This is a genomic window from Pseudomonas sp. LH1G9, from assembly GCF_002949975.1.
Lineage (GTDB): Bacteria > Pseudomonadota > Gammaproteobacteria > Pseudomonadales > Pseudomonadaceae > Aquipseudomonas > Aquipseudomonas veronii.
In genome coordinates, this window is sequence record NZ_CP026880.1 from 3518247 (window position 1) to 3535138 (window position 16892).

21 protein-coding genes are annotated in these 16892 nt (G+C 50.7%); 7 read left to right on the top strand and 14 right to left on the bottom strand.

Going from position 1 to position 16892, the window contains the following annotated elements:
- Positions 1-71 precede the first annotated feature (71 nt).
- The 6 genes from C5F70_RS16275 to C5F70_RS16300 all read right to left on the bottom strand — a co-directional run bounded on the left by C5F70_RS16275 (position 72) and on the right by C5F70_RS16300 (position 3781).
- On the bottom strand, positions 72-725 hold the full coding sequence (locus tag C5F70_RS16275; protein ID WP_104903720.1) for a hypothetical protein: 654 nt from the start codon (positions 723-725) through the stop codon (positions 72-74).
- Positions 706-1116, bottom strand: a complete 411-nt coding sequence (locus C5F70_RS16280) for a hypothetical protein (RefSeq protein ID WP_104903721.1) — start codon at positions 1114-1116, stop codon at positions 706-708. The genes C5F70_RS16275 and C5F70_RS16280 overlap by 20 nt, the downstream gene beginning before the upstream one ends.
- Entirely contained in the window at positions 1116-1931 is an 816-nt protein-coding gene (locus C5F70_RS16285) for a hypothetical protein (protein WP_104903722.1), read from the bottom strand. The genes C5F70_RS16280 and C5F70_RS16285 overlap by 1 nt, the downstream gene beginning before the upstream one ends.
- A gap of 99 nt (positions 1932-2030) precedes the next feature.
- A complete protein-coding gene (locus C5F70_RS16290) occupies positions 2031-2306 on the bottom strand; it encodes a hypothetical protein (protein WP_158683864.1) in 276 nt (91 codons plus the stop codon).
- Positions 2307-2384: 78 nt separating this feature from the next.
- Complete coding sequence (locus tag C5F70_RS16295) at positions 2385-3365, bottom strand: SIR2 family protein (protein ID WP_104903724.1); 981 nt, start codon at positions 3363-3365, stop codon at positions 2385-2387.
- Positions 3366-3403: 38 nt separating this feature from the next.
- Positions 3404-3781, bottom strand: a complete 378-nt coding sequence (locus C5F70_RS16300) for a histone-like nucleoid-structuring protein, MvaT/MvaU family (protein WP_104903725.1) — start codon at positions 3779-3781, stop codon at positions 3404-3406.
- A gap of 184 nt (positions 3782-3965) precedes the next feature.
- On the opposite strand from C5F70_RS16300, the gene C5F70_RS16305 reads away from it, so the two are divergent.
- Positions 3966-4193: a hypothetical protein gene (locus tag C5F70_RS16305; protein WP_104903726.1), complete on the top strand. Its 228-nt coding sequence runs from the start codon at positions 3966-3968 to the stop codon at positions 4191-4193.
- Positions 4194-4273: 80 nt separating this feature from the next.
- Complete coding sequence (locus C5F70_RS16310) at positions 4274-4498, top strand: hypothetical protein (protein ID WP_104903727.1); 225 nt, start codon at positions 4274-4276, stop codon at positions 4496-4498.
- Between the two features lies 1 nt (position 4499).
- Here the strand turns inward: C5F70_RS16310 and C5F70_RS16315 are convergent, their stop codons facing one another.
- The 8 genes from C5F70_RS16315 to C5F70_RS16350 all read right to left on the bottom strand — a co-directional run bounded on the left by C5F70_RS16315 (position 4500) and on the right by C5F70_RS16350 (position 12552).
- Positions 4500-4862, bottom strand: a complete 363-nt coding sequence (locus C5F70_RS16315) for a lecithin retinol acyltransferase family protein (RefSeq protein WP_104904569.1) — start codon at positions 4860-4862, stop codon at positions 4500-4502.
- Between the two features lie 258 nt (positions 4863-5120).
- Entirely contained in the window at positions 5121-6446 is a 1326-nt protein-coding gene (locus C5F70_RS16320; protein ID WP_256588291.1) for a DUF4055 domain-containing protein, read from the bottom strand.
- Positions 6447-6477: 31 nt separating this feature from the next.
- Positions 6478-7995 (bottom strand): terminase large subunit domain-containing protein, encoded by a 1518-nt coding sequence (locus C5F70_RS16325; RefSeq protein WP_104903728.1) that lies wholly within the window; start codon positions 7993-7995, stop codon positions 6478-6480.
- Positions 7992-8429, bottom strand: a complete 438-nt coding sequence (locus C5F70_RS16330) for a hypothetical protein (RefSeq protein ID WP_104903729.1) — start codon at positions 8427-8429, stop codon at positions 7992-7994. Before C5F70_RS16330 ends, C5F70_RS16325 begins: the two co-directional genes overlap by 4 nt.
- A complete protein-coding gene (locus C5F70_RS16335; RefSeq protein ID WP_104903730.1) occupies positions 8404-8928 on the bottom strand; it encodes a hypothetical protein in 525 nt (174 codons plus the stop codon). The genes C5F70_RS16330 and C5F70_RS16335 overlap by 26 nt, the downstream gene beginning before the upstream one ends.
- 2 nt (positions 8929-8930) lie before the next feature.
- On the bottom strand, positions 8931-9422 hold the full coding sequence (locus C5F70_RS16340; RefSeq protein WP_104903731.1) for a hypothetical protein: 492 nt from the start codon (positions 9420-9422) through the stop codon (positions 8931-8933).
- A 20-nt stretch (positions 9423-9442) separates the two neighbouring features.
- On the bottom strand, positions 9443-10201 hold the full coding sequence (locus C5F70_RS16345; RefSeq protein ID WP_104903732.1) for a hypothetical protein: 759 nt from the start codon (positions 10199-10201) through the stop codon (positions 9443-9445).
- A 161-nt stretch (positions 10202-10362) separates the two neighbouring features.
- On the bottom strand, positions 10363-12552 hold the full coding sequence (locus tag C5F70_RS16350) for a hypothetical protein (RefSeq protein ID WP_104903733.1): 2190 nt from the start codon (positions 12550-12552) through the stop codon (positions 10363-10365).
- A 484-nt stretch (positions 12553-13036) separates the two neighbouring features.
- Here C5F70_RS16350 and C5F70_RS16355 point away from each other — a divergent pair, with 484 nt between their 5' ends.
- The 5 genes from C5F70_RS16355 (at position 13037) to abiEi (ending at position 16846) form a co-directional block, all read left to right on the top strand.
- Positions 13037-14224, top strand: a complete 1188-nt coding sequence (locus tag C5F70_RS16355) for a hypothetical protein (RefSeq protein ID WP_256588292.1) — start codon at positions 13037-13039, stop codon at positions 14222-14224.
- A gap of 166 nt (positions 14225-14390) precedes the next feature.
- On the top strand, positions 14391-15122 hold the full coding sequence (locus tag C5F70_RS16360; RefSeq protein ID WP_104903734.1) for a hypothetical protein: 732 nt from the start codon (positions 14391-14393) through the stop codon (positions 15120-15122).
- Positions 15123-15267: 145 nt separating this feature from the next.
- Positions 15268-15600: a hypothetical protein gene (locus C5F70_RS16365; RefSeq protein WP_104903735.1), complete on the top strand. Its 333-nt coding sequence runs from the start codon at positions 15268-15270 to the stop codon at positions 15598-15600.
- A gap of 421 nt (positions 15601-16021) precedes the next feature.
- A complete protein-coding gene (locus tag C5F70_RS16370) occupies positions 16022-16243 on the top strand; it encodes a helix-turn-helix domain-containing protein (protein ID WP_104903736.1) in 222 nt (73 codons plus the stop codon).
- A gap of 69 nt (positions 16244-16312) precedes the next feature.
- Complete coding sequence (gene abiEi / locus C5F70_RS16375; RefSeq protein WP_104903737.1) at positions 16313-16846, top strand: type IV toxin-antitoxin system AbiEi family antitoxin; 534 nt, start codon at positions 16313-16315, stop codon at positions 16844-16846.
- Positions 16847-16892 lie beyond the last annotated feature (46 nt).

Sequence of the window (16892 nt, forward strand, 5' to 3'; positions counted from 1 at the left end):
CGATGCGGAAGATAGCCTTTGAATTCTAGCTGCAACTTCCGTATCACAAAAAGCAGTTTTTCTTAACCAAATTACTTACCAAGGTCAGCTCCAGTTAGATAGTCAATCGACTCAAACTTCCCGACATCCATCAGCCTCTGCCGAAGAACCTGCATGAACTCCTTATCATTCTTCAAAAACTTATCGCACTCCCCTTCGGTCTTGCACTCATCAAGAATCTCTGCACGCTCAGGATTAACCAGGCGATATCGACGAATGAATTCCTCACGCTTTTTGTCATGAAAGCTCTGGATAAGTGATTTCATACTTCCTCCGTAGATCATATCCTTAAACTTACCCATATACCTGAGAGCAAATTTCATAAGAGCCAGTTCGCTACCGCTACGCAGGCCCCAGTAATACTCATCTGCCGCATTTTCCTTGGCAATAAGAATCTTGTCCAGCCTTCCCACAAACCCCTGCCGCCACGCAACCCCAGCAACCTCATTTCCCAGCTCATGAAAGAGCAAGTCCTCATCAGCAATCAAGTCAACCAGCGCCCAAACCTTGTCAAACCCTCGCTCCCGATAATAACTTTCAGGCAACGCCAGGAAATTTGAGTACAAAACAATAATCAGATCCCGCTCAGACTTATATTTCTGGCCATCATAGCGAACATAACCATCATGGGTGTTGAGTAATGCTGGGAATAACCATTGCAAGTATCTAACTACCGACAAACGCATTCTCGCCCCCGGAAGCTTGTTGGAAATAGCCAGCAAGGGCGTTGCAGGCTGCGTCGACATCACTATTTCTTAAACACCAATATAGTTTTCCGGCTAGTGCATCCAGGGCTTCATTACGACCGTGCACTTCGAAGATCCGGCCCACTATAAAATCAAGAAACTCCAGGTCATCTGTGATTGCATTTTGCTCAAGCACTTGATCAAGAGTCGCAGCAAGATACTCAAAATCCCAATCAACAAAAGTTGTGGTTTCAGAAAACGAGTAGACCAGTTCTACATATCTAAACAAATCTATAAACTTGCTAAATTCCATTTGACCAAAGTAGTACTGACCCTTCTCACATCTTACATCTGCTGGCGAGCAGAATCTGATGATGTTTTGTAGGTACATCACAGCCCCAGCTCCGACCCAAACATATATTCGCGCTGCTCAGCACTCATTAATGCAACTCTATTGCGAAGAAAACCCATATCCCCGCCCAAGAGTCGACGTAACTCATCCTCGCTCTCGCAAATTGGGTATAAGTGATAAGCGTGAGGCCTGTCCAACTGCAGTTCTTTTAGAATCAAAGGATGCATCAGATCGAAGATCTCGTTATAGGCCTTCTTCTTGTCAATCCCCAGGCTCACCAGGTCAGCAGAAAACCTTTCCCCGACATCCGCTCCCGCATGAGCAGACTCGTAATTCCCAGATAGAATCCCGGCAATACATTTAACCTGTGAGCGCCTGGAAGAATCGCTATCCCGCTCAGTAGTCAGATATGTGAGCCAGAGCCGTCGAAGTTGATCAAGCCGCTCTTCTCTCAGCAACCCAAGAAATCGCGCAATGAAGTCATTTGGGCCAGTGGCATTAAGAGCTGCAGTTGAGAACGGAGGAGTAAAACTAAGAACTGGCCCGCTCCACACTTTAAACTTAAAACTCACAATCACAGCAACCTCTAGTAGCGACGAGCAGTAGCGATGCACAACGCCATCTGCTGTCTGCAGCTTCAAAAGGTACTGACCACCCTCAAACTTGAAGCCCCCGATCATCGAGTAGCTGTCATAGTTCTCGATTTGGTCGTTAAGCGCACGTTCTAGAAACTCGTGGCTTTCAGCCGAAATGCCCACAAGCCCTTTAGCCCTCGCAAACCACCGCCAAGCCGCGACTTTTGGCTTCAAAAGCTTGAGTAGGAGCCGGTCTTTCGGAGTGATGAAGGTAAGCATGGCCAGCTCTCAATATCATGGCAGTTATTGACAGATTGGCAATTGGGGGTAGGAATGTCAAGGGCTCAGCGGGGGTGCCAGGCCATGGGGTGCTGGGAATTAGGCGGTTTTCAGGCGCTCCAGGCGTTCCTGGGCGATTCTAGAAAGGCAGGCATGAAACTCAGCCAAGCACGCAGCGGCGCACTGCTGTTGCCATTTCGGGAGCTGCTGGAGGTCTGGGCGATCAACAGGCTTCCGGGTGTCTTGCTGTGCTAACCGGAAGCACTCGTCTACGCAGAAATCCTCGACATCAGGGGCGATCTGAAAAAGGAAGTAAGTGCCAGAGGATTGCTCAATAGCGGCTTTTGCGTCTGCGTAGATTTTGCTGATGTTCACGGTGCGCTCTCTTATTGTTATGCCCTGCATAATTCAACTATGCATGTGGAGCAAAAGAGAGCGCAACTAATAGTTATGCTACCACTGATTAAAAGCCAGAATATTTGGCAGATACAAGTGCTGAAGATTATTCGTCTTGAGTTTTTGCGTCCAGAACCAACGTCGTTGCTGCTCAGTTGCTCCAGACCCGCTCCACTCTACAACCACAACACGCCTGGATTGGGCATACGCAGCTATGACGTCGTTCAAATGCAAGTCATCGCCAGAGTAACCAAATACGATGATTTCTTCTGATTCGTTTAGGCAGAAATTCAGGTAGTTCCAGTAAGCTGAGAGAACCATGGAAGCACCAATCACTGACCGCTTATGCCTAACGTGTGTGAGAACAATATGGTCAGAGCCCTCCGGCGAGAATGGATTGAGCTCATGTCGTTCCCGCTTGCGTGCTAGACCATGATGATCGAAAAACAAAGGCGACCCGTGGAGGTGAAGGTAATAGCCGTAATTATTGCCATAGCGTCGTTCTAGGGCTTCTGAGCTAAACCCACCGCCAACCATACCGTCAACAAGCGTGGTATCGAAATACCCAGCCATCAAATTGGCATCGAGAAAGGCCCCGTAGAGGAGTTTGTCGTAATTCAAAGTTGCGACATGGGATTTGGTTGTTCTTACGAAATCAATCAGTGGAGCCAAAAACGCCGGAGGCAGCTCACCGCCGTACAGGTGCAGTCTCGTTGCGACTTTGTGAATGTAGTTTGAGACAGCCACAGGGAACTGCTGACCCTCCTGGGAAAGCCAGTGGACATCCATTCGCTGTGACATGTTAATGCTTGCAAGGGTCTTGCAAGCCGATATGACGAGGTGTAGAGGATCTAGCTGATCCTCTCTCTCAGGTATAGCGCCATTTCCACCAACACACTGACTGATCAGTTGCTTTTGAACGTCAGGAAGCGCTACGGGGTCAGCCCAAACGTCCGCCATGGCATTGGTCAGGGAAAAGTGCCTAGGGTCGAGCGCCATACCCAACCCGTTTCCGAATATCAGTGTCTTCCTTGGCATTACCTGGCTCCAGATTTCTCAGAAGCCAGCATTCTAACTCACTGTAGCCAGCTTTCTACCTGCTGAGCGCCATGCTCACTCTTCCAGGCTTTCAGGGTCGCGTGATTACCACCTTTGGTCTCAACGACCTCATTGGTGTGCGGGTTCACGTAGCGCTTAACTGCTCGTGGTGCACGCGTCGCCTTACGCCCATCAACCTTGCCAGCCCCTACGACACCAGCAGCCGAACTAGCTTTAGGATCGAGGATCGCGATGATGTTGCGCAGACTGTACCCGTACTCCCCGAGCAGCTTGCGCAGTTTGTCTTCAAACTCGAGCTCGCGCTGCAGGGCTTCGCTGCCTTTCAGGGCTTCCAAGGCTTGCAGTTGTTCGGCGATCTGACGTTCCAGGGCTCTGTATTCGGCTGCCTTTGACATCGGTGATGCTCCTTTATAGTAAGTGCTATGAAATCTAATGGCAGCAAAGTCAAAAGGCCAGCTTTATGTAGTCCAGTTGTTGTACGAGTCGAGAATATTTTCTGCCAGGGCTTGCGATACTGGATATGCGTACAGTACATTTTAGGTATGGGGCTGACCCGGACTAATAAGAGAGATTCCAAAAATGCTGCGCAACTCATTCATGATCAACGATGACTTCAGAGCTGATCCGAAAGAAGAATGGATAGTCAACGGCAAGATCAAAGACGTATACATCGTCAAAGAGATACTTCCCGACTATGACCAGCAGTACCTACAGCTCGTAGTACCTGCTCGCTCAACTCGAAGCTCAATCAGAGATATATTCTTCGAGCGCAAAGCAAAGATCGATGAATCCAAGATGTATAACTGACCACACACACCCTGCGGCCCTTGCTTCGGGCCTTTTGTTTTCAAATCCACCTGCAGCACATAATAATAAGAAAGTAGGAAATGAAAGACTTCCCCATTATTCTAGGCGACGGCCTTGAGATCCATCAAATCCAGGAGCTTGTCGGCAGCGATAACGAGTTCTTCAATGCTTATGAGTTGAGATTAAACCTTGGCGAGGGTGTTATAAAAACTCTCAGACGAGGCATTCCAGGGGTAATTAGATGCCTGGGATTGCTCGGCAAACCAGTTGATCAAGGCACAAGGGAGTATCTGGCAAAATTATAAATCAATCGAATAGTTTAACATTCCAATAGCGCCATGTATTAACCCCAAGCTCTTTTCTAGCCTCATCCTTCATCATCCAAAGAAAATTACTTGCATTCTCAAAATCCCCAGTAATACATCCAGTGGTGAACTGGTGGCAATTATCTAGCAATAACCTATAACTACGCTTCTGGCGAGCCATCGATAATGCGCGATCCGCCACACTCGAACACCCCACTGAATTTTTTTCATTACAGGAAACGTAAATATTCATGGCGGTTGTACCTGATATAAAGTACTTGGGCGTTACTATCTCGATCCTTCCTGTACCTGCCAAATTAACAATTCTACCATTACCAATATAAACACCCGAATGCTCAGCCATTCCGAAAGCCAAGTCGCAGTAAACAATGCTACCTATTTTAGGTTCGACAGAGTCCCTGCAGGAATCAACGATGCCTTCTAATATATTAACGAATGGCGACCAGATCATACTTTCCTGCCCAAAAAAAGAACCCCAATTCGTTTTTAGCTTTACTTACACAAAAATAAGCTAGCTAGAACGAAGTCAAAAAGCCACTATCATACAAAATTATGGCAAGCTGACAGGGGCTTGGCAAGATTGCGCAATAGTATCGTCTGATCAAACAGCAGTGTACTCAGTCGCAAGCCGGTCAGCGTTGTCTTCCTGACTGAAGTCATTCCTGAGCACGCCACGTCGTTTCAGCTCAGCCAAGTACTCGAACTGGGACAGGTCGCCGTTGGCACGAGCGGTTGCCAAGGCCTGGAGCTCTTCAGTCGACGCGTTGATTCCGTACTCGGTGTTGATGTCGACGCTGAACGATGCCGCACTTACACGCGAGAACCTGGCCAACATCTCAAATACCTTTGCGATCGCCGACGCTGTTGCGGTTGCCATGGAGGCGATCTGATTGTTGTTTTCGCCGGCATTGAGCGCACGTCCCGTCGCCGTTTCGACAACGCCATTGTTCTGCAGCATCTCGATACCGTAGCTGGCCATGAGACCCTCAAGATCTTGCAGGCTTTGACGCCCCGCATTGATCGCATTCCCCGAGTGCTCTACGAATTTCAAATCACTGCCGGCATTCGCGACGATGGCACTGTCGACCCCAATCTTGATCTCAACACCTTCCTCCACGCCAGACGCGAACAAGATCGGAACGCGAGCAACGTGAAGAATATTGCGCTGATCACTAAATTCCTGCCAGTGAGCCACGTTCATGTGGGCGAGATCGATCATCGGTGGCGGACAGAACAGCGTGCCGCGAGTTTCAGCTGGGTTCGAGTGAATCGGAATGACCGGGATTTCCGACAGACCAAAGTCGCGCCACGGCTCAACCTGGGTGTAGTCAGCACTATCCGACTCCTGGTAGAGGCACCACATTACCTTTCCCCCGGAACGCCTGAACACCCGCACACGGGCCACATTGCGCTCACCCCATTCGCCATCTTCTACAGCGGCGATTTCCGAGATCCTGATCTCCAGCAGGCGACCATCTTCATCAAGCTTGTAGCCCAAGATGTCATCAGCCGACAGCCAATAAACGTAAGGCTGCCCACCGTCGACTGGAGCATCAACACACAAGAACGACGTCCCGTTCCAGAGCGCATCCTGGAACACCACGGACGCCAGGGCAGACACTGAAGTTCCTTTACCATCTATATCCCCAGCAAACAGCTCCGCCAGCTCCGGATGGCTATCAGACGTGACACCCACAGGCCTGGAGAAAGGCTTTGAACTCAAATTCTTCACAACTCGGGCGATGAAATTCGTGAGTACTGAGCGTTTTAGGCGTTTATTGAAGGCGTGCGGGGTCTCTCCGGGCTCTTTTGGTAGGTATTCTTGTCCGGCCTGGCGCATGGCTTCGGTGCCTCCACGGAGGGCACGAATGATCTTGCGATCGGACAGGTACTTCGAGCAGATTTCGCTGCGATCTTGGACTTTCATCGGTCTTTTCGACTCTTATTATGGCGTTTATTTAACTCATTATCCCATGGGAAATGGATGTGTGTGGGCGTTTCCAGGTCAGCCTGTAAGCTAGGGCATCCCATGCATGATCGTCAGGCCCCTTGGCCACGGCATCGAGCTGATCGTCATCGCGCTGCAGGAATGGCAGGGTCTTGATGAGGAATTTAGCGGCTGGAAAGAAGTAAATATGGGGGTTAGTCGGATCTTGAATTTTGGTGGCATGTAGCCGCCCGAACATGAGCTGCGCAGAGGTCACACGGGAGCCAGGGGACTTGTCAGAATTCACAAAGTCGATGCCCTCAGCCTTCAAATCCTTGGCCACTGTGGGTGCATTTCCCTGATCGACCTTTGAGCCGTTGTAGATCTGATTATCTGCAGGCCCAGGAGCAACTTTCTTATGATTGCTCAACACCCCGGTCAGCAGCTTTTCCTCTTTCTGTTTGAGGCGTGCACCGATTTGTCGAGCGGAAAGGAATAACCCAGCATCCGGGCGTGCCTGTTTACCCGTGCGAGGGTCAACTTCAGTGCCGTAATCCTCGCCAATCACCACTAAGCTGCCCTTGGGAGGGCAAAATTCACGATTCCCCACCCGCACAGATTCCCCATTACTCTCGGCAACCCAGAGACAGCAAAATGGGGTGGACTGACCGAAGTCAAAGCACCTGTCCACCTTCCAATTGGCGGGGATGGTGAACGGATCGAGAAACAGGTTTTGTGACCAAACTGGGCCGAACATCGCGCCTGTGTCCACGGCTTCCCAATCGCCCTCAAGCCAGGCTGCGCGCTTGGCAGGATCTGTGAGCTGGGCGAGGTAGTTTCGGATGTAGCCATCGTCGATGTAGTTATTCTGAAAGATTGTTCCGAACAGTGCTGTGCGTTGACGTGTGCCATCGGCGTTGTATGTGATCTCGCCAGGCTTGCGGCCTTCAATGAACCTCTCGTACACCCAGTTGCGGCCTACACCCCAAGGGTTTGTAGTGGAGCGCACTTGAAGTGGCGGAAGTGAAGGTTGAGCTGGTGTTGGCTGATAGGCTGTGCGAAGAGTCGACATGATGGACTCGTAAATTTCATCCGTCGCCCAAGTCGCCAGTTCATCGAATCCAATATAGCTGTACTGATGACCGTGGAACTTCCCATCGTATTCGCGTGGGTGCTTGATGTGTTTGAAAAAAAGAACCTCTCCGGTAGCAAATTTCCAGCAGTACTTTTTTTCGTTCCACACAGCATTTGGAAAAATTCGGGGGATGATCATCTGGGAGGTCTTTACCAAATCCTCCAGAGGCTTGAACTCCAGGCGCATAATAACTCCCCGCCAGTACGCCCCCCAACCCTTACCAACATGCTGCAAAAAGCCCATGATCAGTGCATCAGACTTCCCATTGCCCCTAGAACCATGAAAAAGCACCTCACGCACCAGGTGCTGCGGCTGACCCAACATCAAGAACATCGACTGAGAGCCAGGAAGCGGCTTCCAGATGATGTTCTGCACCGCTTTGGCTAACGGACGCACAGCCTGAAACGCCGTCATGCCCCAAGCCCCGCTTCGCTGTTTGCGCACAAAGCTGTTTTGCTTACAAACACCGCTTCGAGGATGACCATTGAGTCGAGGTCGCGGGGTTGCAGGGCTTTGGGGTCTGGGTCGTGGGCTTGTTGGCCGTCCCAGTACACTGCATGCAGGTTGTAGCCATTGCGGGAGAGGATCGTCAGGATTGCGGGACGGTCTCGGACAACGTCGATGCTGCAGGGGTTGCCGGTGATGCCCAGGTGTTGGTAGAAGGCCTGGAATGTGGCATAGGCTGGATTGAGCCCTAGCGTGATCAGAGCATTGCAAGTGTCCGCAGCGGTTGTGCCGAGCAGGTCTGCCTGAGGCCCGAAGCATTGCAGGGACTGTTCATATTTGATGCTGAGTGCGTTGGCCAAGCTTGCTACGCCGCAGTCAGTTAGGGTTCGTTGCTTGATCATCTGAGAGCTCTTTTGTTCTTTTTTTTGCGAGCTGCATTGCTTGTTGTTGCTGCTGCGCCAAGACCTGTGCGATGTCTTGATCGATCATGGTGGTTGGAATGAGCGCGATACCTGTTCCTGTCTCACCTCCCTCTTGCCTGATCACAATTTCGCGTCTGGCCGGGGCCGCGAACTGGTCGGGGAACATCCTCTGCAGAATGTCGATTGCTACCCGTGGGTCTTGCATTGCCCCCTTTAGAGCTGCGTCGCTGAGCTTCTGGCCAACCTTGGCGCGAGACAGCTCTATGGCGTCCAAAAACTCTAAGAGCAGCTCATCATTAGGGCTGAGGTTTTCCCGATCTGGGTTTCCATCAGAGATGTCTTGAGCGAGAGATTTCCAGTGGTAGTACGTTGATTTGGGCAGGCCGATCGAGCCCACCGCAACCTCTGTCAGCGGGGTCTTTGTTAGCGCAGTAGCCAGGCGCTTGATCAGGTCTCGGGTTAGTGCTCTGGTACCCATGGTCACTCCAGAAACCGCACGCCAAATTTGGCAATCATCAAGGCGTCGGAGATGCCATCGTTGCAGCCGCGAGTGCCATCCTTTTTCAGGCGTTTGCCACGGTAAATTTCGGAAGATTGGAACACCTCGAAAGCGATCTCCCCTATCTGCTCTTTCGACAGCCCAGTGAGGCTCTGCCCGCCTCTCCAAGCCTGGGGACGCTCAAGGCGATACTCAATACCAAGGCACTCTAAAACTGCCCGTACACACCCGTAGCCGTCGCCAAAACTGAAAGCCCCCACGGCCCCTTCACCTGGCCTCGTGCCAACAAGCTCCAGCACCGCCAGGTCAATTTTGAATTGAGAAAGCCGAGCGAAGAGTGCCCCGGCATCAACTTTGTTCTTACCACCAATGTCTTTCACGGGCATGCGAAAGCAATCAACGAGTTGGAAGCACTCGTCAATTACTGCAATACCACCTGAAAGACCTGGATCGATACCAAGGATATGTCGCATGGGGACTGACTTTATTATTTTTATTGTACAGTCATTGTAACACTTGCTGATTGTTGTTTGTGCGCAAAAAAGCCTGAATGGCTATTCATTCCGTCTGCGCTGAGTTGCTCTTTCAGAGACGGCAGATTACGTCCGAAGTTTTGAACAAGCCATTTGTAACGATCGGACTTCCGGAAAGCGGCTTCTTGGCCTTCATAGCAATAGTCGAAGCCTTGCTTTTTAGCCCAGTCCTCCATCGTCATTGAAGTGCCATCAACACGAGGCTTAACCCACGGGCATTTGATATTGCGATTTGAAAAGATGAATACGATGTGAATATGGTTCTGCTTCGCGGCACAGATGTATTTCCTGGCTGTTTCAAGATCCGCGATTACACCTTTGCCTTCGTAAACAATGCGATCATTCAGAGGATCGATCCAGTCTGGCTGATAGCTATGCTCAACATAGTAAGGAATTTTGTAAGCGGAAGGCTCGTAATCGAAGCCCTTCATACCGCCGAAGTGTCCCATTCTGAATTCACTCCAGCTCCGATATGGGCGCGGGTAGCGAGGCAGGTCTGGAGTCTTGATGATTGATTCACCATCCTCAAACTTGCGCTGGTATGCCTGACGATTGTAGTCATTCCAGGAGAAGGCTTGCTCGACTTCGTAGCACGCATCAGCACAAAGTTTGAGGAGCTCGTTGTCGACGTTGAGATAGCCATGCGGCTTCTGGAAGTGCTTGGCGTATGAATCTGATTTAAAGATATCAGCAATCTTCTGCGGATCTAGACCTTTCACAATGCACTCTCTTATTATTATGTGCTGCTATGATCTTATTATCGTAAATGAGCAAAACCTGGCGCAACACCTAATTGCGCCTTTTATTCGATTATCTTAATTCTTTCTTGTGTCGGACAACTTGCTGTGAATTAGGGGCATCCTTGCCCCCAGGCAATCTCCTAAAGCCCTGTGTATTCTTTCATTTGCTCAAGGGACTTAGGATCAATGATGTAGTAGTACCCTGACTTACCGCCATCCTTCCGCTTTGTTTTCAAACCGTGCAGAGACATGATTTCGGAAATTGCGCCTTGTTTACTGCGATCGCTCACGCTGCCGGTGTTCTTGGGCATTTTGAATCCAGCAAGGATTGCTTCGTGCCTCACAGCGTTGATTCGGTCGTAGAGGGCAACTGAATCAGCTGGAGTCCAGATGTCATTGATAAGGCCATTGTGAAGCTCCTGGACAAGCTCTTCGAATTGAGTGGCTGGCTCGCCGAAGAGCTTGCGGTAGTTGTCCAGCTTTATCTGTCCGATGCCTTCACCCCAAAACTGAGCATCATTGAAACTCAGCTCCTTGCGTTTCAGGCCTTTCTGAGCCTGGTACCGGACTGCAGCAAAGTGCTCGGCCTCGGAGTTGGAACCGATCTTTTGGGTGCGCTTGGCTTGAGCCTCAGTTGCTGCTGTGGCGTTCAGGAGGGTCAAGGCAGTGTCCTTCTTCACTGCTCTGCGACCAGCGCTGTTCGCTTTGAAGCCTTCGATGCCAAGGTCGTTGTCGTTTGGGATCATTTCCAATTGGAAGCCCTGGCGTTTCAGCTCGTAAGGCAAGGTCAGCTGGATGTTGTCGCGGAGCCAGCCAGTGCGGGTCATGTGGGCTTTACGAGCTTCATCAAAGGTGGATTTGGCAGAGGCGTCAAACTCGACTTGGGCGATCTCTTCCCGCTTGTTTTGAGGGTTGCGGAGGCCAATCACGAACTCGCAGGCGGTGCGGTCACGGCGCATCATCTGAATTGCTGAGCGTGGTGTGACAGAGCCCTCAAACAAGCCGTAGTGGGCCTGGAAATGGCCACTGGTGATGCTCAGGGCCGAGGTGATTGCAGGTGAATAAATTACCACCTGGTGGGCTGCGGTATTGGGATTGCTGATGAAGGCTGCCTGAGCTGGCCAGCCTGCAGATTTGCTGGTGATGACCAAAGGGGCAATGCCGGTCTTTTCGAGGACTTTGCCCAGGGCCTCGGCGTCACGAGCGATGTCGATGGCGATCAGGGTGTTCTGGCCTGCCTGGGCTGCAGAGAGGGCCATGGCACGCACTTGGTCGAGAGCGCCAATCTTGCAGCTTACGTCAGTGTGAGCCTGATCAATCTCGAAGCAGTGGATGAACTCCTTACCTTTTTTGATCAGAGCCAGACATTCGTCGTTGACGTCAGCGTCTGCAAAAACAACTGATTTTGCGTTGTGTACGACTTCCTTCAGAGTGTTCCAGACGACTTCGCGCTGCTGCACAGAGCCTTCAAAAACGTGATCGAGCACTTGGGCCGCTTCGTCGATTACCAACAGATCAACGTCTTTAATGAAATCGTCAAATTTTGCACTGATGAGTGAGTTGGCCACGACTTTGAGGCCGCGAGTATTTTGCATCTGACCGGGCTGTACATCTTCGTAGTCAACGAGCCCTGGGATGTCGAGGCTTTTGATGATCGAGCGACGGTGGGAGATCACCAAAACCTTTTTGTCGGCTGCCAGGAAGTCTTGGATGCAGGGGTTGATGACGAGCGAGCTTTTGCCCCAGCCGGTGGGGCACTTGATCAGGGCGCGGCGGTTACGGCGTAGAAGAACCGAGCGGAGCCAGGACGCGGAAACTGGCTTATGGACTACAGGGAAGTCATGGCTATCGCTTTTTGAATCGAAGAATGCCTGGACTCGGAGCGATTTATCAGCAATGGCCATGGCGCATTCTGTCTCATTTTTTCCAGAGACAGAGGCCAAGCGCTGAATTGCAACTGCTTTATCTCCAGAAATATATGTGTCCCGAGCCAATTCGTAAGCAGCTTTACTGAAATTGCTTTCAGTCATCTCGTTTTTGAGCACGAGCAGTGCAACGTCAGACCTGTTCAGTTGATAGACGTTGTCTGTGATTTTCCCAGAGAGAGGATCGTAAAGGCCAGATGCGGTTTTGAATGCCGCTTCAACTGCTTGGCTTGCAGAGCTAGAGATACTCACCAGTCTTTTAAGGCTTGGATATTCGCTCTTAATGTACTGCGTAGAATCTGTTAGATCATCAGCCATAACAGTTTGGAATCCATTGATTGGAAAATCCATCCCGATAATGACCGTGTTGCCAGCGCCAGTGATATTTTGTTCGACCTGATGCATTTCGATTTTCTCTCAGTATTGTTGTCGTGCTTCTGTGCACATTTGTATTGTTGAATATGAGCAAAAGACCATGCAACACCTTTTTGGGTTGACACTCGGGCACATTGAGGTATGCAAGTAACGCTCGGTTGATCGAGGGGTATCAAGGTAACGCCGGGGTGATTTCGGCTGCGCAAAAATGAGGCTCGGGAGTGAAGCGTAACGCAGTGTTGTGATTTTAGTTTTTCTTAACCAAAACAGTTGCCAGCCTTATTAGCCTGGTGTTTTCTATCAGCAACCACCTTCAACCGTCCCTTTCCTTTTATAAAAGGAGAGACCCGTTGAGGGTAAGCAGGGTTTGATTGGCTAAGAAAAACGGAAGTAGATTTCCTTTCGTATACCTCCACTTCCGGAATCGACAAGCGAAATAGGTGTTGCACTGGCTTTTGCTCATATACAACACTATGAATGTGCGAGAGAGCACAACATAACAAGAGAGACCATCATGACCACAAGAGCAATTAAATTCGCAACTCAGAACACTGCTGAAACTCGCTACGTACAAAATCGCGAGGCCCAGTCGTTCCGCCAGTTCTACAACCATTTACTTCTAAATCAGCGCATGAGCGATCTAAAGGATGGGCCTACCTTTACGCCATCTTTTTTCCGCGCCCCTGAGAGAAACATGGAGAATGTGATTGCGACAAGCATGGTGATCTTTGACGTTGATCAAAAACCAGAAGATGACCTTGTCAGCCTTGAAGAAGTTGAAGATGCCCTGATTGATCTAGGCCTTGAGCATGCTGTCTACACCTCATACAGCAGCTCCGCCGAATGCCCGCGCTTTCGAATCGTGCTTCCGCTTGATCGGGCGATCTACCCAGATGAATTTCTGACTGTATCCGCTGCAGCCCTTGAGGCCTTGGACGAGTTCCTCGATGGTCGACTGCTGAAGGTCATAGACGGTTGCTGGAGAGAGACAGCCCGCTGCTACTACACGTTCACAACGCACCCTGAGCGTCGCAAAGGCGCTATCAGCTTCTACAACCCCGGCGAGCCCCTGAACGTCCTAGACCTCAAGCTGGCTCAAAGTAGCTATGGCATCGACGCTCAATACAGCAAGACTATAAAACCCCGCACCCCCGGCACTGCAGTCGGCGCAGCAGGCCGCAGCTTCGAGCTCAATCGCATCCTGGGTGGCCTGTTCCGCTCCGCCAACGAAGACCAGATCGTTCAAAAAATCTTGGAGGTCGATCAGGAGCAGAATAACGGAAACGAATACTTCCTCGATCAATCCTATGCCCGTCACAAACCACGCCCTGGCGAAAGCAAAGACGCCGCAGCACTCCGCGCATGCCGCTCCTGGGTCAGGTCTCATCTAAACTGGCTGCGCCGCAAAGCCCGTGGAATCGACACCGCGATCGTCATCCGCAAAGCACAGAGCAAAGCGCCAATGCCGGGACATGACGCCTGGGTCAGACTAAAAGACTTTAAGCCGGGCAAGACCAAGGCAGGCGGAGAAACAGCGCTGGCAGAGTTCGAAATCGTCTCCGGAGAGCACGCCGGCAGGCACGTCTGGCACCGTTTCTACAGCCAGGGCAACCCCCAACAGCCATCAAAATCAGCAATGAGATGCTCGAAAAACTCAAGACCGCCGCTAAGCTCCCGAGCACCAAGTTCACAGACGTTTTGAAAGCAAAAGATGTGATCGTCCACGCTCGGATCAAGCTCAAAGCTGGTGCTAATGGCTTTGCAGATCAAAACGAAATCGGGACGTTCTTCACACAGCCCTTGTCGTGATATGGTCGGCCAGCCTGAGGTGCCATCATGTGCTGGCCCCATCCCACGAGACCTTGGAAATGGATATTCGCTTCTTCTTCGAACAACGCCTAGCCTTTATTAAGCAGCTGTACCTAAATGGATCTGCGCCCTTCGACGAGCGCAAGCGGAAGATCGAGAACGAAGAAGATCCATTCATCCCGCCGTATAGCGAAGATGGAGAGCCGGCGTTCATAACTGAGTGGATAGAAGCCGATGCCTCCATTCAAGTTCTAGGTAGCTCATGCCTATCAATGCTTTCAGCTGCTCTGCATCTGTACTTGACTGAGTGGCACAGCCTGTTGGGAACGCCGCCAGGCCCATCGCTTAATTCGGTTTTCAAAAATAAAGGCTGGCCAAACGGTTACAGGGCGTTCTACGAAGCACATGGCTCTGATAGCTTCGGCACTGGGCCATTCAATTTTGATCTGATCGTGGAACTCGTACTAGCACGTAACAGCATTCAGCACCCTGACTCCCTGATATTCGATACGTACCGATACACTGATGAAGACCTGGCCAAGATGCCGAGCCCATTTTTCATCAGTGATCGCGAGAAGGAGATTTCCGAGGAGTTAACTGAGGAAGGCCGCACCTGGCTGACAAGACCGCATATTCACATCGACACTGAGAAGTTCCACCATGCACTTTCGCAGCTGTCCGCCTTTGTCGAATGGCTTGAGAAGCAAGGGGAGACGATCATGTATAAACGATGGCAGGCTCGAAACCCCGATCGCCCGACACCCCCTGATTCCGTCCCGCCTTTATTCTGAACGCTCAGCCCCTCCGGGGGCTTTTTCACCCCGACAGCCCTTGCCACTAAACTACTTTAAGTTATACAGCAGATCACACTATTGCTTTCAAAAAAGCGCATTGAGATAATGACATGACAGAATAATAAGAAAGCGGAGTTATACCATGTTTGATACAGCCGAAGTCACAAGCAAGGAAATTGAACAGCTGCGTATCGGCAAGCTGCCAGTGACCACTGCCAATCTCATTTACAAAGCCGCCATTCAGCTACCTGAGGAATTAGGGGAGTATTTCCTCAACGACTCATTCAACTGCCTTTTTACAAAAGATGCGAAAGGGAATCCTTGCCCCAGCGCAGTGTATAGGTATGAGCTCGTATCTAGGAATATGCAGCATCCTAGGTACTTCGAGATTTCGATTTACAATCAGGCAGGGAACGTTGGCCTGCATAATGTGCTAATCAACAAGTCCGGCCTGGATATTTTAGCCGGGGTATAAAATCTTTGGCTTTGCGCGCAAACCCACCAAACTTTGCACTCAAAAACCCAACAGCTTTTGATTTATCCCCACATACAGCATTGCGGCAGTGGTAATATAAAGATGTAGGCAGTTCCTCTCTCTTTCTGCCTATGCCTCTATTGTTATGTACTGCCAGCCCTGGCCGGGCCTCTCTCTCCTGGCTGGGGCTTTTTTATGTTGCCAATTTGCCAATTTCGTTACCATTCGTCAGAGAAAGTAATGAGAGAAAGTTGGGGCAGTGTCAGACAACTCCCGGAATTGCTGGGGTTGCTGGGAGTGGTTGTCTGACACTGGGTATTAGTACACTTAGTTGATTATTTCCCGACGGTTTACAGGGATATTGATTGCTCTTAGCCTTGTTCATGTCGGTTGACGACACAACAGAAAAGAGAGCGAAACGATGGGGATGTACGAGCGGATTCCAAACGACCTGATCACCGCCAGCGAAGCTGCAGAGGTGCTGGGTGTCAGCGTCAACACTCTAAAGACCTGGCGTGCCAGGAATCCGAATTTGGGTTACTTCCGTGGCCACAATCGCGACATTCGCTACTCGCTCAAGGAGTGCCAGCAGTACTACCGCCGCTCGTTCCAGCGCGTTGTGCCTGGGTCTGGGCCACAATGATCCGCCCACCTACTCGACATTTTATTATCAAAAATGATAGTTTTTTGTTGAGTAGAATGAGGGCATGTGATGAATCGAAAGCTGTTGCTGGAATCCTGCAAAACGCTGGCTGCTGCCGGCGTCTGGTGTGTTCCTGAGTCCACCCTCATTGGTTTTGCAGGCTATCCAGATAAAGCCTACTTCCGCGTGGCTATGACCAGGCATGCACGAGCCGGAGTGATCGAGCGCATTGCCCCCAAGCTTTATACCAATCCCTTCCTGCGCCCGCCTGCAGCCGGGCTGTTTCGCTTAACCAATTTTCTCAGACCTGCTGACACCTTCTATCTCAGTTGCGAATCAGTTCTGAGTGAATGCGGGTGGATCAGCCAACTGCCTTTCTGCCTAACCTTCGTAACTACTGGCCGAAGCTATCGATACAGCACTGCGCTTGGTGACATCGACTTCGTACACACTGAAGAAGATCCCAGCGCCTGGTGTGGCCACATCACCAGAAATGAAGACAGGCAGATCTGGGAGGCCACTCCCGAAAAGGCCCTAGCAGATCTCAAGCGATACAGGCGCAACCTTGACCTCGTTCTGCCAGAATCCGAGCGCTCAGATTAGCCACAAGCCCCGGCATGGAATATTATCCCCGATATTTGCATCAGGG